Origin of the sequence: Aeromonas sp. S15(2024) (assembly GCF_041402265.1) — a bacterium.
In the GTDB taxonomy this organism is placed as follows: Bacteria; Pseudomonadota; Gammaproteobacteria; order Enterobacterales; family Aeromonadaceae; genus Aeromonas; species Aeromonas dhakensis.
In genome coordinates this window covers 645,662-661,617 of the sequence record NZ_JBGLQY010000001.1, presented here as the reverse complement: position 1 = coordinate 661,617, position 15,956 = coordinate 645,662, and the positions used below count along the sequence as shown (strand labels likewise).

General features: G+C 60.9%; 10 protein-coding genes. 4 read left to right on the top strand and 6 right to left on the bottom strand.

The features are described from left to right. Positions 1-9 precede the first annotated feature (9 nt). The 3 genes from glnS to nagE all read right to left on the bottom strand — a co-directional run bounded on the left by glnS (position 10) and on the right by nagE (position 6,257). Positions 10-1,671, bottom strand: coding sequence for a glutamine--tRNA ligase (gene glnS, locus ACB033_RS03085; protein WP_371140318.1), 1,662 nt, complete (start codon positions 1,669-1,671; stop codon positions 10-12). Between the two features lie 345 nt (positions 1,672-2,016). Beyond that, on the bottom strand, positions 2,017-4,680 hold the full coding sequence (locus tag ACB033_RS03080) for a beta-N-acetylhexosaminidase (protein ID WP_139725999.1): 2,664 nt from the start codon (positions 4,678-4,680) through the stop codon (positions 2,017-2,019). A 122-nt stretch (positions 4,681-4,802) separates the two neighbouring features. Continuing rightward, a complete protein-coding gene (gene nagE / locus ACB033_RS03075; protein WP_139430306.1) occupies positions 4,803-6,257 on the bottom strand; it encodes an N-acetylglucosamine-specific PTS transporter subunit IIBC in 1,455 nt (484 codons plus the stop codon). Between the two features lie 273 nt (positions 6,258-6,530). On the opposite strand from nagE, the gene nagB reads away from it, so the two are divergent. From nagB to ACB033_RS03060, 3 genes are read left to right on the top strand one after another with little or no spacing between them, the layout of a single operon-like run. Beyond that, positions 6,531-7,331, top strand: coding sequence for a glucosamine-6-phosphate deaminase (nagB, locus tag ACB033_RS03070; protein WP_017766092.1), 801 nt, complete (start codon positions 6,531-6,533; stop codon positions 7,329-7,331). 9 nt (positions 7,332-7,340) lie between these two features. Next, positions 7,341-8,486, top strand: coding sequence for an N-acetylglucosamine-6-phosphate deacetylase (nagA, locus tag ACB033_RS03065; protein ID WP_139726000.1), 1,146 nt, complete (start codon positions 7,341-7,343; stop codon positions 8,484-8,486). 4 nt (positions 8,487-8,490) lie between these two features. Further along, a complete protein-coding gene (locus ACB033_RS03060; protein ID WP_010634486.1) occupies positions 8,491-9,705 on the top strand; it encodes an ROK family protein in 1,215 nt (404 codons plus the stop codon). 111 nt (positions 9,706-9,816) lie between these two features. On the opposite strand, the gene ACB033_RS03055 is transcribed toward ACB033_RS03060, so the two are convergent. The 3 genes from ACB033_RS03055 to aspS form a co-directional block, all read right to left on the bottom strand. Beyond that, positions 9,817-11,433, bottom strand: a complete 1,617-nt coding sequence (locus ACB033_RS03055; RefSeq protein WP_042050729.1) for a phosphoethanolamine transferase — start codon at positions 11,431-11,433, stop codon at positions 9,817-9,819. A gap of 258 nt (positions 11,434-11,691) precedes the next feature. Further along, on the bottom strand, positions 11,692-12,432 hold the full coding sequence (locus tag ACB033_RS03050; protein ID WP_005299136.1) for a YebC/PmpR family DNA-binding transcriptional regulator: 741 nt from the start codon (positions 12,430-12,432) through the stop codon (positions 11,692-11,694). A gap of 102 nt (positions 12,433-12,534) precedes the next feature. After that, a complete protein-coding gene (gene aspS, locus ACB033_RS03045; RefSeq protein ID WP_139726001.1) occupies positions 12,535-14,301 on the bottom strand; it encodes an aspartate--tRNA ligase in 1,767 nt (588 codons plus the stop codon). A gap of 432 nt (positions 14,302-14,733) precedes the next feature. Here aspS and ACB033_RS03040 point away from each other — a divergent pair, with 432 nt between their 5' ends. Next, a complete protein-coding gene (locus ACB033_RS03040; RefSeq protein ID WP_139726002.1) occupies positions 14,734-15,582 on the top strand; it encodes a DUF72 domain-containing protein in 849 nt (282 codons plus the stop codon). Positions 15,583-15,956: the final 374 nt, after the last annotated feature.

The following is a 15,956-nucleotide window of genomic DNA, read 5'->3' as shown; positions in this document are numbered from 1 at the left end:
CCTCCTTCATCAGGCCTCGGCCTTGCCCCACACGTCGCGCAGGGCCACGGTGCGGTTGAACACCAGGTGTTCCGGGCTGGAGAGCTTGTTGTCGGCGCAGAAATACCCTTCACGCTCGAACTGGTAAGCCTGCTCCGGCTTGGCATCCTTGAGGGAAGCTTCCACGCGGGCACCCTCGATGATCACCAGGGATTCCGGATTCAGGGCCGCTTCGAAGTCCTCTTCGGCACCCGGGTTCGGCACCTTGAACAGACGATCGTAGAGGCGCACTTCGGCCGGCAGGGAGTGAGTGGCGCTGACCCAGTGGATCACCCCTTTCACCTTGCGGCCATCGGCCGGGTCCTTGCCCAGGGTCTCGGGATCGTAAGAGCAATAGATGCAGGTGACCTTGCCATCGGCATCCTTCTCGACCCGCTCGGCCTTGATGACATAGGCATTGCGCAGGCGCACTTCCTTGCCCAGCACCAGTCGCTTGAACTGCTTGTTGGCTTCTTCTTTGAAGTCCGCTTCATCGATGAGGATCTCGCGGGTGAAGTTCAACTCGCGGGTACCCATCTCGGCATTGCTCGGGTGCGCCGGTGCAGTCAGCACTTCATCGGCGGCCAGGTTCTCGATGACCACCTTCACCGGATGCAGCACGGCCATGGCACGCGGGGCATTCTCGTTGAGATCTTCGCGGATGCAGGCTTCCAGCATGCTCATCTCGACGATGTTGTCCTGCTTGGTGACACCGATGCGCTTGCAGAACTCGCGGATGGAGGCCGGGGTGTAGCCGCGGCGGCGCAGACCGGAGACGGTCAGCATGCGCGGATCGTCCCAACCGTCCACGTGCTTCTCGGTCACCAGCAGGTTCAGCTTGCGCTTGGACATGACGGTGTATTCGAGGTTCAGACGAGAGAACTCGTACTGACGCGGGTGGCAATCGATGGTGATGTTGTCCAGCACCCAGTCGTACAGGCGACGGTTGTCCTGGAACTCCAGCGTACAAATGGAGTGGGTGATCCCTTCCAGGGCGTCCGAGATGCAGTGAGTGAAGTCATACATGGGGTAGATGCACCACTTGTCACCGGTCTGGTGATGGTGGGCAAACTTGATGCGATAGATGACGGGGTCACGCATCACCATGAAAGGGGAAGCCATGTCGATCTTGGCGCGCAGGCAGGCGGTGCCTTCGGCAAACTCGCCGTTCTTCATCTTCTCGAACAGGGCCAGGTTCTCTTCCACGCTGCGATCGCGGAACGGGCTGTTCTTACCCGGCGCGGTCAGGGTACCGCGGTATTCACGCATCAGCTCGGCAGAGAGCTCGTCCACGTAGGCCAGCCCCTTTTCGATGAGCTCGATGGCATAGCCGTGCAGCTTGTCGAAATAGTCGGAGGAGTAGCAGATCTCGCCATTCCACTGGAAGCCGAGCCACTGCACGTCCTGCTTGATGGACTCAACGTACTCGATATCTTCCTTCACCGGGTTGGTGTCGTCGAAGCGCAGGTTGCACTGGCCCTGGTAGTCGCGGGCGATGCCGAAGTTCAGGCAGATGGACTTGGCGTGACCGATATGGAGATAACCATTCGGCTCGGGCGGAAAACGGGTATGCACGCTCTTGTGCTTACCGCTGGCCAGATCTTCATCAATGATCTGACGAATAAAGTTAGTTGGGCTGTTCGCCTGACTCATGGCTCACCTCAAAAATGCGTCACTGGCGGAAGTTGTGCCGGCTGGCACCCTCAACCCCCCGCCGTCAAGCCGGATATGATCCCTCATTACGCGCCCTGTCTCAACCTGAATTTGCCCGTTTCGGGGTACTGGCGCCGCAAAACGCCCCGCACTGGTGGCCGGTTTGACTGACTGGCGAAAAAAAGACCCCGCACGCGGCGGGGTTCAAGGTGATGAAAAACAAAAACAGACAATACACACACAACAAAGGCTCACACGCACAGTCAACCTTTCCCAAGCCCGATGACCATCGTCCTTGGGAAAGGCGGGTCTTGCGACCCACCTTGCGTTATGGACTGAGGGCTATCAGTTCAGCTCGGTGACGCGGCTGGTGCGCTTGCCATCGAAGCTGGTGGTACGCAGGTAGACCTTGCCGTTGACGCTCGGCTTGGCGGCAGCGTCGTAGGCGCTCCAGCTCTTGCCATCCAGGCTGTACTGGATGGGCAGGCCCGGCAGATCCACGTTCGCTTCAAGCACGCCGTTCACCACCTTGGCGCCCGGTACGGAGAGGCGGTATTCCACCCCGGCCTGATCCAGTTTCGGCAGCACGCGCTGACCCAGCACGTTGGCGAACTGGTTCCACTCCTTGTTCAGGGTGGCCTTGTTGACGAACTTGGTGGTGCCGGAGAACTCGCGGTTCTTCACGTAGTCGAGCTCGAAGCCGCCCTTGTGCCAGGCGCGCTCGGCCATGGAGAAGATGCGCGGGTAGACCATGTACTCGTATTGCGCGTCGGTACGCACGGTTTCACTCCACTGCTGACCGGAGATCCCCTTGAACTTGACCGGATCCTGGTCACCCTTGGCCACGAAGGCGTTGCCGTCGCGATCAACCGAGGTCTCGGCGTTCTGCGGCAGGTTTTCCGGGGCGAAGGCGAACACCTTGCGGGTGTCGTTGAAGCGGGTGGCCCAGTAGTAACCGCGCTCGGCCGGGTGTACCTCGTTCGGGAAGTCGAAGTAGAGGTAATCCGGGTTGGAGAGCACCACCTCATAGCCCTTGTGCGCCCACTTCATCGCTTCGTTGAAGCCACCCCAGTAGAGGGTTTCCCAGAAGTTGACCCGGGTCTTGTCGGTGGCAAACACGCTGGCATCCGTGGCGTACTTCAGACCATCTTCCCACGCCTGCAGGGTGGAGAAGCCGTGGCCCTTGACCATCTCGCTCACTTCCTTGGCGAAGTAGACCGGCAGCTCGGCCACGTCCTTGATCTTGCCCTCATCCACCATCTTCTGGCACATGGGGGACTTGCCGAACGGCTTGTCCTGCTTGCTGGAGTCGACGTTGCCCTTCCAGGCCACCAGATCTTCTTTCTTGGTGACGGCCGGGTCCTGGTAACCGCCGCCCTGCATGATGTTCTTCGCCTCGTCACCACCGTAGTGCCAGGCAGTCAGCGGCTGGCCAGCGGCCTGGTGCATCTGGGCCACTTCGTCCATCACCTTGGCCACGAAGGTGGCGGCGCCCGGCTGGCAGGGGTTGATGAAGGACATCTTGTCGTAGAACTGCACCGAGGTGACGTTGGAAGTATCGGCCGGGTCGGTCAGACGGAACTGGTTGGCCTCGGCCTCTTTACCTTCAGCCATCAGACGCTTGTAACGCGCCTCCATGGAGACCACGGCGGCACGGGCGTGGGCCGGCATGTTGATCTCGGGGATCACGGCCACGCCGCGTGCCTTGGCATAGCGCACCAGATCGATGTAGTCGGCCTTGCTGTAGAAACCAGAACCCTGGTTGTCGCTGGTCGGGCCGGAGCCCAGCTGCGGCATCAGGCACTTGGTTTCGGACTCGTCGTGGCAACGCTGGCTGCCGACGTCGGTCAGCTCCGGCAGACCCGGGATCTCCAGACGCCAGCCTTCATCGTTGGTCAGCCCCAGGTGCAGCACGTTGAGCTTCATGGCGGACATCTGATCCACCAGCTTCTTCAGGGTCTCGGGGCTTCTGAAGTGACGGGCCACGTCGGTCTGCATGCCGCGGTATTCAAAGCGCGGGGCATCCTCGACGGTCATCTGGCTCACCAGCTTGTCGTTGACTCCCAAGAGGGAGATCAGGGACTGGGCACCCCAGAAGGCACCTTCGATGTCGTGCCCCTGAATGACGGTACCCTTCTTGCCGATGGTCATGTCGTAGCCTTCAGCCTGCTTGAGCTTGCTGCCGAGCTTGATGGTCACTGGGTAGCCGGTGTCGGAGAGGGTAACACCCAGCTTGGTCAGTTGAGCCTTCAGGGCTTCGGCGCGATCGCTCGGCAGGTCCAGGGCATTGAGCTTGATGGTGGAGAAGTCGACCTGCGGGCCGGCCTTGACCACCTGCTTCATCGGGGTCGGCAGGATCTGGTTGTCGACCTTGCCAGCCGGCAGCAAGGTGCTGGTCTGGTTGGCGGCGAAACGGGTTTCGCTGTTCATCAGGATGTTGTTGTCATCCTTGGTGCGCTTCCAGCCGTCGGCCGGCATCGGCTTCTCGTAGGTGGTGGCATCGTCGATGTTGCTCATACTGGCCAGCACTTTCGGCTCGGCCCCTTCGCTGGCGACATACCAGTTCGGCATGATGTCAGATTCGAACAGTACCCAGTACTCCACCACCAGCGGCACTTCGACCGTGGCATCCTTGGCAAAGCCCTGGAACTTCTCGGTCGGCGTCAAACGATAAAGGTCGCCGGTCAGGTGGGTGATGGTGAACTGGTCGTTGTCCACCCGCTGGATACGACGGATGGAGGAGACATAGATGCTCCAGTCCTTGGAGGTGACGTCAGCACCGGTATTGGTCAGGTGCAGCTTGGCAACGCCGCAGCTCGCCCACTCGGAGCCCAGGGCCTGGCAGTCGAGGCCGGCGCCGGCACCGTCGTTGGTGACAACTTCGTACTTGACGACCAGGTTGCTGGCGAGGGCGTCGACCACGGCTTGCTTGGCGGCATCGGCTGCAAGTGCCGGACCGGCGAAAACGGTAGACATGGCAATGGCTAACAGAGAATGTTTCAAGTTCATAACTGCTGCTCTCATTTGAAGTAAAGGTTGGATTTTCTTGGCTTTTTTTATATGGGGCCCCGAGGCGGGGCCCTTAGTTATGTCAACAATGGACTTAGACTTGAGGCGAGCTTGGCGCCCGATTAACGCAGGGCCTTCATCTCACCGGCGATGATTTCGGCCAATGGGCCCAGAATCACCTGCAGGTTCTGCTCACCGAGCTTGACCACACCGGCCGCGCCCAGGGCTTTGAGCTTGCGCTCGTCAACGATGCTGCGGTCTTTCAGGGTCAGACGCAGACGGGTGATGCAGGCATCGATGGTCACCAGGTTCTCCTGGCCGCCCAGCACTTCCAGGTATTGCTTGGCCAGCTCGGTGCGGTCGGTGGTTTGAGCCTGTACCGGTACCGCTTCGTCATCTTCACGACCCGGGGTTTTCAGACCCAGTTTGGCAATGACGGCGCGGAAGACCACGTAGTAGAGGCCGAAGAACACCAGACCCTGCGGGATCAGCATGTACCAGTTGGTCGCCAGCGGGTTGCGGCTGGAGAGCACCATATCCACCAGGCCGGCACTGAAGCCGAAACCAGCCATCCAGTGCATGGAGGCGGCGATGAACACGGAGATACCGGTCAGGAACGCGTGGATGACGTACAGTACCGGCGCCACGAACATGAAGGAGAACTCGAGCGGCTCGGTCACCCCGGTGAAGAAGGAGGCAAAGGCGGCGGCGATCATGATGGACGCAACCTTGTCCTTGTTCTCTTTCTTGGCAGAGTGGTAGATGGCCAGTGCGGCACCCGGCAGACCGAACATCATGATGGGGAAGAAGCCGGCCTGATACATGCCGGTCACACCCACGACAGCCTTGCCGGCGTCGATGGAGGATTGACCGCCCAGGAAGTTCGGGATGTCGTTGATGCCGGCCACGTCGAACCAGAACACGGAGTTCAGGGCGTGGTGCAGACCAATCGGGATCAGCAGACGGTTGAAGAAGGCGTAGATGCCGGCACCGGTGGAACCCAGGTTGACGATGGATTCACCAAAGCTCACCAGACCACCGTAAATGACCGGCCAGACGGCCATCAGGACGAAGGCGACCACGATCATCACCACGGAGGTCACGATCGGCACCAGACGACGGCCGGAGAAGAAGGCCAGCGCCTTGTGCAGTTCCACACTGCTGAAGCGGTTATAGAGCTCGGCCGCGATCACACCGGTCAAGATACCGATGAACTGGTTCTCAATCTTGCCAAACGCAGCAGGCACCTGGTCCAGCGGGATCTGCTGGATTTGTGATACCGCGCCCGGGCTCAGCAAGGTGGTTACCACCAGATAACCGACCAGACCGGCCAGCGCGGCAGAACCGTCTTTGTCTTTGGACATGCCATAGGCAACACCCACGGCGAACAGGATGGCCATCTTGTCGATGATGGCGGAACCCGCCTTGATCAGGAAGGCGGCCAGCGCGCTGTCACCACCCCAACCATTCGGGTCAATCCAGTAGCCAACCCCCATCAGGATCGCGGCGGCAGGCAATACCGCTACCGGCACCATCAGGGCCCGGCCGATCTTTTGCAAATAACCGAGAATGTTCACGGTTCCTCTCCTTAGTTAATGTTTTTCTAGAAATTAAGTGCTTATCACGTTTGACGCATAAGCCATCAAGGCTTGATTGGCAGTCTAGGGCTTTTATTTCGCTGCGCAAATTAATAAACCTGTAATCGTGATCATTATCACCCAAACGAGATAAAGGTGGCGGATAGATGTGGCTTAGTTCGCAATCTTTATTTACGCTATAAAACAACTTAAATCCGTCCCGCTCTTCTTGCCGCCGACATCCCGGCCGCAACCCGTACAGAGGTATCTACAATGCGCCTGATCCCGTTGAAATCTGCCAGCCAAGTGGGGCTGTGGTCCGCCCGTTACATCGTTGACCGTATCAATGCGTTCAAACCCACTGCCGATCGCCCCTTCGTACTGGGCCTGCCCACTGGCGGCACTCCGCTCAACACCTACAAGCGCCTGATTGAACTGCATAAAGCCGGTGAGGTGAGCTTCCAGAACGTGGTCACCTTCAACATGGACGAGTACGTCGGCCTGCCGGAAGATCACCCGGAGAGCTACCACAGCTTCATGCACAACAACTTCTTCAGCCACATCGACATTCGCCCCGAGAACATCAACATCCTCAACGGCAACGCGCCGGATCTGGTGGCCGAGTGCAAGCGCTACGAAGACAAAATCAAGTCCTACGGCAAGATCCACCTGTTCATGGGCGGCGTCGGCAATGACGGTCACATCGCATTCAACGAGCCGGCCTCTTCCCTGGCCTCCCGCACCCGGGTCAAGACCCTGACCGAAGACACCCGCATCGCCAACTCCCGCTTCTTCGGTGGCGACATGGAGCAGGTGCCCAAGCTGGCGCTGACCGTGGGCGTCGGCACCCTGATGGATGCGGAAGAGATCATGATCCTGGTGACCGGTCACGGCAAGGCGCAGGCCCTGCAGGCCGCGGTGGAAGGCAGCGTCAACCACATGTGGACCATCTCCACCCTGCAGCTGCATCCGAAGGGAATGATGGTGTGTGACGAGCCCTCCACCATGGAGCTCAAGGTCAAGACGGTGCGCTACTTCCAGCAGCTCGAAGCCGCCAACATCGGCCGTCTGTAAGGAGTCACCATGTACGCATTGACCAACTGCACCCTCTACACCGGCAGCTGCGTGCTGACCGGTTACGGGGTGGTGATCGAGGGCGACCAGATTGTCGCCATCTCCCACCAGGCCGAACTGCCGGCCGGCATCGAACAGATTGACCTCAAAGGGGCCAACCTCTGCCCCGGCTTCATCGACGTGCAGCTCAACGGCTGTGGCGGCGTCATGTTCAACGGCCACATCACCACCGAGACCCTGGCGACCATGCAGGCCGCCAATCTGAAATCCGGTACCACCAGCTTCCTGCCGACCCTGATCACCAGCCCGGATGCGGACATGAAGCAGGCCGTCGCCGTCACCCGCGACTACATGGCGGCGCACCCCAACGAAGTCCTTGGCGTGCACCTGGAAGGCCCCTACACCAACCTCAAGCGCAAGGGGATCCACCCGGCCGAGCAGATCCGCCAGCCCGCCGACGAGATGATCGACTTCTTCTGCGCCAACGCGGATACCATCGCCAAGATCACCCTGGCGCCGGAGCGCAACAAGCCGGAACACATCCGCCGTCTGGTGGAGGCTGGCATTCTGGTCTCCGCCGGCCATACCGCCGCCAATTACGATCAGGCCATGGCGGGCTTTGACAGCGGCATTCGCTTCGCCACCCACCTCTACAACGCCATGACCCCGACCCTGAACGGCCGCGAGCCGGGCGTGGTGGGTGCCATCTATGATCGCAAGGATGTCTACGCCGGCGTCATCGTCGACGGCCATCACGTGCATTGGGCCAACGTGCGTCTCGCGCACAAGATGCTGGGGGAGCGACTGGTGCTGGTCACCGACGCGACCGCGCCGGCAGGGGCACCGGAAGGCTTTGAGAAGTTTGATTTTTGTGGCGCAACCGTCTATTTCCGCGATGGTCAGTGCGTCGACGAGAATGGTACACTCGGCGGCTCTGCCCTCACCATGATCGAGGGGGTGGAAAATCTGGTCAAACAGGTCGGATTACCGCTCGATGAAGCACTGAGAATGGCCACCCTTTACCCTGCACGCGCCATTGGATGGGACTCACGTCTCGGTAGTATCCAGGTCGGAAAAATAGCCAACCTGACTGTCTTTGATCAGGCCTTCACGGTCTGCGGGACCGTGGTTAACGGACACTACACAACACAGTGACACTATGACTGGCGGACAAATAGCAAACGTAGATCTTATCAAGCAGGTCAACAGTGCAGCCGTGTATCGGCTCATCGACCTGCAGGGGCCCATCTCGCGGGTCAAAATTGCCGAGTTGAGTCAGCTGGCCCCGGCCAGCGTGACCAAGATCACCCGGCAACTGATCGAGCATGGCCTGATCAAGGAGACCTCGCCGCAAGCCTCCACCGGTGGACGGCGCGCCATCTCCCTGACCACCATCAAGCATCGCTTCCAGTTTGTGTCCGCCAAGCTGGGTCGCGGCTACCTGCAGCTGAGTCTCTATGATCTCGACGGCAAGGAGCTCGACCAGCATGTCACCCAGGTGACCGAGATCGAGCAACAACCGGTGGTCGACATGCTGCTGCGGGAGATCGGTGCCTTCATCGACTCCCAGCAGGATCGCAGCCGCAACCTCATCAGCATCGCGCTGACCATGCCGGGCCTGGTCAATCCGGAATCGGGCATGGTCATCTACACCCCCAAGTACCAGATCCGCAATCTGGCGCTGGCCAAGCTGTTGGAAAACCACTTCAACCTGCCCTGCTACGTGGGCAACGACACCCGCTCGCTGGCGCTGGCCGAACACTTCTTCGGCGAGTCTCGCGACTGCATGGACTCCATTCTGGTGAGCGTCCACCAGGGGGCAGGTTCTGGCATCATCACCAAGGGCAAGGTGTTCCTCGGTCAGAACCGCAACGTCGGCGAGATCGGCCACATCCAGGTCGAGCCGCTCGGCAAGCGCTGCCACTGCGGCAACTTCGGCTGCCTGGAGACCATCGCCTCCAACGAGGCCATCGTCGACAAGGTGAAGGAGCTCATCAGCCGCGGCCACCTGAGCTCGCTGCAGGAGAAGCACATCACCATCCAGGAGGTGTGCAAGGCGGCCATGGCCGGTGACGAGCTGGCCCGCAGCGTGATCGAGAACGTGGGTGAGCATCTGGGACGGGCGGTGGCCATCACGGTCAACCTGTTCAACCCGCAGAAAGTGCTGATCGCCGGCGAAATCACCGCCGCCGAAGAGATCCTGTTCCCGGCCATCCGCCGCTGCGTGGAGCACCAGTCCCTGCCAAGCTTCCACCGTGGCCTGCCCATCGTGAAGGCACGCTTCCAGAACCAGCCCACCGTCGGCGGTTTCGCGCTGGTGAAGCGGGCCCTGCTGGAGGGAGACCTGCTGCAGATCATCATGGAGCAGAAGTAAGGCCCCGGCCTTGCGAAACAACAACGGCAGCCAGTGGCTGCCGTTTTTATTGATAGATTCTTCGAGAGTAGGTTCGATTAGCCGCATAGCGGCGTAATCGGACGCGGTGACTCACCCCGCCCGGCACGGCTTGAACAGATCCAGCGCGCCGTTGTAGACCTGAGTCTGCACATCCATGATCCCCAACATGGAGTGGAACAAATTGTCGTGGGAGAAGCGCTTGCTGGCCGCCTCCTGCTGCAGACAGGTCATATCCAGCTGACGATCGGCTTGCAACTGGGGGGAGAACCAGGTCATCAGCGGCACCCTGGTCTGATCGTCCGGCGCGAACTTGTAGGGGGTGCCGTGCAGGTAGAGCCCCATGGCCCCGAGGGATTCGCCATGATCCGACAGATAGACCAGCCCCACGTTGTAATCCTTCTCCAGCGTCTTGAGCTTGTCGATGAGACGGGCCACCACCTTGTCGGTGTAGCGGATGGTGTTGTCGTAGGTGTTGACCAGCTCTTCATTGGTGCAGTTTTCGATGTCGCTGCGCGGGCAGTCCGGCACGAAGGTCCGTTCACTGGCGGGATAGCGGCGATAGTAGGTCGGGCCGTGGCTGCCCATCAGGTGGAAGGCCACCAGCTTGTTGCCCTTCATCTGTGCGATCTGCCGATCCAGCCCCTCCAGCATCACCTCGTCGTAGCAGGATCCCTTCTGGCAGTACTGGGGAAAATCCTTGGCCTCGATCTCGATGGTGGGCACGTTCTTGCACACCCCCTTGCAGCCGCCGTCGTTCTCCTTCCACAGCACGGAGACGCCGGCGTGCTGCAGCACATCCAGTATGCCGTCGCGGGACTGGGCCAGGGTGTCGTCATAGCCGCGTCGCGTCAGGTTGGAGAACATGCAGGGCACCGAGACCGCGGTGGCGGTGCCGCAGGAGCGCACGTTGCGAAACGAGACCATGCCCGCTTCTCTCGCGGTGAAGCTGTTGGTGGCCTTGTCGTAACCGTTGAGGGAGTAGTTCTGGCTGCGCGCCGTCTCCCCCACCACCAGGAACATCAGGGTCGGCTTACTGCCCTGCCCCACCACCCTGGCGTCCGTGCCCAGCTGCTGATACGGGATCGGGGTGGCGAACAGGATGTCGGTGGCGTAACGATAGAGGCCGTGCACATAGTTGGCGGGCACTATCTCCTTGCCGAGGGACTTGTTGTTGCGCCCGACCGAGGCGTAATCCTGGTAATAGAGGGCGGCCACCCCCACCAGAAGCAGCAAGGACAGGGCGATGGAGCCGAGCCGCAGGCCCAGCCCCTTGTACCAGGGACGGGGATAGTCAATCTTCACCCACAGCAGGGCCAAGGCCGGCAGCAGGCCGGTCAGCGCGAACCAGAGCAACACGGAACCATTGAGGTAGGAGGCAGCCTCCCCGCTGTTGGTCTCGACGATGTTCTGCACCATGCTCACGTCGAAGATGACCCCGTATTTCAGCATGGCGTAGCTGACCACGGATCCCATCAGGATCAGCAGCACGAAGAAGGGCTTGAGCAGATAGCGAAAGGTAAAGGGCAGGAACACCGCATTGAGCGCGGCCAGCAGCACGAAGGGGATCGAGACGACGAAGCCCGCCTTGACGTGTTCCAGCTTGGTAAGAATGGTGTAGAAGTGGAGGAAAATGGGCCAGTTGAAGAGCAGTGCAAACAGCAGCACCAACAACAGATTCACCTTCATCACACCCAAGGTGATACGCATAACGATACTCCGACAAACCAGACAAGACAGGGGGCTTGGCAACAGCCCCTCTTTGGATCTTCCGCGCCGGCGCCCTCTTCCCGAGGTGCAGACCGGCCGTGGGCGCGAGGGCCCCGGGACGCAGGCAGGGTAGAAAACCAAACTTAAGGGAGAATTAAGGCGGGGCCTGTTCTGGCCGAAGGGCGGGTCGATGCGGGTTATACGGATGAAAAAAAACGGCAGCCGAGGCTGCCGTTTCGAGGAATATTGCCGACCTGATTACAGGGTGGCGGCAACTTCGTCGGAGATGGAACCGTTGTGGTACACCTCCTGCACGTCGTCCAGATCTTCCAGCATGTCGATGAGGCGCATCAGCTTGGGCGCGGTCTCGGCATCCAGCTCCGCTTCGGTGGAGGGGATCATGGTCACTTCGGCGCTCTCGGGCTTGAAGCCGGCGGCTTCCAGACCATCCAGCACGGTGCCGAAGTCGTTCGGGGTGGTGTACACCTCGATGGTGCCATCTTCTTCGGTCACCACGTCGTCGGCACCGGCTTCCAGAGCGGCGTCCATCAGGGCATCTTCATCGGCGCCCACGAAGGTCAGTACACCCTTCTTGGTGAACAGGTAGGCCACGGAGCCATCGGTACCCAGGTTGCCGCCGCACTTGCTGAAGGCGTGACGCACTTCGGCCACGGTGCGGTTGCGGTTGTCGGTCAGGCACTCCACCATGACGGCGGAGCCGGCCGGGCCGTAACCTTCGTAGACGATGGTTTCGAGCTGCTCGCCGTCACCACCGCCGGCCCCACGGGCGATGGCACGGTTGATGGTGTCACGGGTCATGTTGCTGGTCAGGGCCGCCGCCACCGCCGCACGCAGGCGCGGGTTGTTGGCCGGGTCGGCATCACCGAGACGCGCGGAGGTGGTGATTTCGCGGATCAGCTTGGTGAAGATCTTGCCGCGCTTGGCGTCTTGCGCCGCCTTGCGGTGTTTGATGTTGGCCCATTTACTGTGACCTGCCATAGGGACTCTCCGTTATAGTTTGAAATTTCAGTAACACAGGTTGCGACTACCCGGGGAAACGGGAAAGGCCGCATTGCTGCGGCCCTGGTTGCCGTTAAAGGCTTATTCGTCACCCTTGACGGTGGTCGCAATCGCCAGCTCGCCCAGCTGGGTCGGGTTGGCAAAACTGGGGGCGTCGGTCATCAGACAGGCGGCCGCCGTGGTTTTCGGGAAGGCAATCACGTCCCGAATGTTCTCGGTACCGGTCAGCAGCATGCTGAGACGGTCCAGGCCGAAGGCCAGGCCGGCGTGCGGCGGGGTACCGTATTTGAGGGCATCCAGCAGGAAGCCGAACTTCAGGCGCTGCTCGGCCGGGGTGATCCCCAGGATGTCGAACACGGTGGACTGCATCTCGCTGTTGTGGATACGCACTGAACCGCCACCCACTTCGTAGCCGTTGATCACCATGTCGTAGGCGTTGGCGTAAGCGCCTACCGGGTTGGCTTTCAGCTGCTCCGGGCTCAGGCCGCTCGGCGCGGTGAACGGGTGGTGCATGGCAGCCAGACCGCCTTCGCCATCTTCCTCGAACATCGGGAAGTCGATGACCCACAGCGGCTTCCAGACGTTCTCCAGCAGGCCCAGATCGCGGCCCACTTTCAGACGCAGGGCGCCCATGGCATCGCACACCACCTTCTTGGAGTCGGCGCCGAAGAAGATGATGTCGCCATCCATCGCACCGGTGCGGGTCAGGATCTCGCGCACGATGGCGTCGGAGAGGAACTTGGCCACCGGGGACTGCACGCCCTCGATGCCGTTGGCGGCCTCGTTGACCTTCATCCAGGCCAGGCCCTTGGCACCGTAGATGCCGACAAACTTGGTGTACTCGTCGATCTGCTTGCGAGAGAGCTCGGCGCCGCCCGGCACTTTCAGGGCAGCCACGCGGCCTTTCGGATCGTTGGCGGGGCCGGCGAACACGGCGAATTCGACCGCGGTCAGCAGATCAGCCACATCCACCAGCTCCATCGGCAGACGCAGGTCCGGCTTGTCGGAGCCGTAGCGACGCATGGCTTCGTCGAAGGTCATGATCGGGAAGTCGCCCAGATCCACGTTCAGGATGTGCAGCCACAGTTTGCGGATCATCTCTTCCATGATTTCACGCACCTGCGGTGCGGTCATGAAGGAGGTCTCCACGTCGATCTGGGTGAATTCCGGCTGGCGGTCGGCACGCAGGTCTTCGTCACGGAAGCACTTGACGATCTGGTAGTAACGGTCGAAGCCGGACATCATCAGCAGCTGCTTGAACAGCTGGGGGGACTGCGGCAGAGCGTAGAACTTGCCCTTGTGCACGCGGCTCGGCACCAGATAGTCACGGGCCCCTTCCGGGGTGGCTTTGGTCAACATCGGGGTCTCGATGTCGAGGAAGCCGTGCTCGTCCATGAAGCGGCGCACGAAGGCACTGGCCTTGGCGCGGGTCTTCAGGTACTTGGCCATCTCGGGGCGACGCAGGTCCAGGTAGCGATACTTGAGGCTCACCTCTTCGCTGTTGACCTGGTTGAAGTCCAGCGGCAGCGGCTCGGCACGGTTGATGATGGTGAGCTCGTGGGCAAACACCTCGATGGCGCCGGTGGCCATGTCGCTGTTGCGCTGGGAGTCTGGACGGGTGCGCACCACACCGGAGACCTGAATGCAGAACTCGCCGCGCAGTTCGGAGGCCAGGGCGAAGGCGTCCGGTTTGTCCGGATCGAAGAACACCTGGACGATGCCCTCGCGGTCACGCATGTCGATAAAGATGAGGCCGCCCAGATCGCGACGACGATGGACCCAACCGCACAATGTAATGGTCTGCCCTGCATGGGCCTCATTGACCTGTCCGCAATAGATAGAGCGCATGGACTTCTTCCTTCGAAATTGTAGAGAGACGGTTAACCTGGGTCGCCGGGCACGACTGGCAAGCACCGTCTGTCTCACAGCTGGCCAGATCCTGCTTCTTGCCCGGTTTGAAATCTGTCTCGTACCGTCCGACCGCCGGGATCGGACACCTGCCGCCGATATCGGCTCGACCAGAGGCGGCTGACAAGCGGCCGGGTTGTCGGGCGGAGGGCATCGGCAAGCGATTGTTGTTTGGCCGCATCATGGCCGCTGCCGTCGTCACAATATGCGTACAGCGGCGTGAGTCACAACAAATTGGCAAACAAAAGGGCTGGCATTATAGAGGAAAACCCCCATTTGGGTAAAATGGCCAGCAGCCTCCTTTGCCCTGTTTTTTACATCCCGGGGCAAAAAAAGGGGAAAATCGAGACAAACCCACAGACAGGATCCCTCATGAGCCTCTTTTTGGGCCTGCCACAATGGTCGCACCCGGCCTGGCCCGGTCACTTGCTGGGGGTGGGTGCCAAGCCCGCCGAGCACCTCACCCACTATGCCCGGGTCTTCAACACGGTGGAAGGCAATACCACCTTCTACGCCTCGCCGACCCCCGACACGGTCCGGCGCTGGGCCGATGCGGTGCCAGCTAGCTTTCGTTTCAGCTTCAAGTTTCCGCAAACCATCAGTCACCAGAGCGATCTGGTGAGCGCCGACAAGCAAGTGAGCGACTTTATCCGCCTGCTGGCCCCTCTGCATGACAAGCTGGGACTGCTCAAGCTGCAGCTGCCCGCCCGCTTCGGCCCACAGGGACTGCCCCGCCTGGCGGCCTTCTTCGAACGGCTGCCGACACAATTTAACTATGCCCTTGAGGTGCGCCACCCCGATTTCTTCGCCAAGGGCGAGGCGGAGCGGCAGTTGAACCGGCTGCTGATGGAGAGAGGTATCAACCGCATCATGCTCGACAGCCGGCCGCTCTTCTCGGTGCCCGCCACCTCGGCGGCCATGATCGATGCCCAGGGCAAGAAGCCGAGGCTGCCGGTGCACCTGCTGGCCACCGCCGATGCCCCCGTGGTGCGGCTTATCGGCCTGCCACATCCCGAGGACAACCACCCCTTCCTGCCAGGCTGGCTCCCTCACTGGCGTCAGTGGTTGGCGGAGGGAAAAGATCTCTACCTCTTTATACATACTGCCGACAACGCCCAGGCCCCCGAACTGGCCCGTCAGGTGGCCCGCCTGCTGGGGCAGGAGATGGCCCCCTGGCCGGGGGAAAACGATCGCGCGCGCCAGGGCGTGCTGCCCTTTTGAGCGGCGCTTTCGCCGCCCCCGCTTCGGCGCGAAAAAAAGCCGTTTTTTTCTGATCTGACGGGGCTTGGCGTCAAGACAAACGGCCGCCTTTCCTCTACACTAGCGCCCCATGCAAGGACCCGGTCTGCCCGCCCATCGCACTTGATTGCAGGCGAGCATCCGGCTCCGGTAACAGGGCCCCGACGCCCCTTGACGACAACCGCTTGTCGCCCAGGGCGCAGCCCATCAAAAGGACCAGGATGATGGTCCATTGCGAACGGAAGCGGCCCGATGGATCTCAAGGCCCGCCACCCCGTTCGTGAACCGGTGACGACACGACCCAGACGGGTGTCACCCAACGATTCAATTGAACAAAACAGTCGGTTCGCGCACCG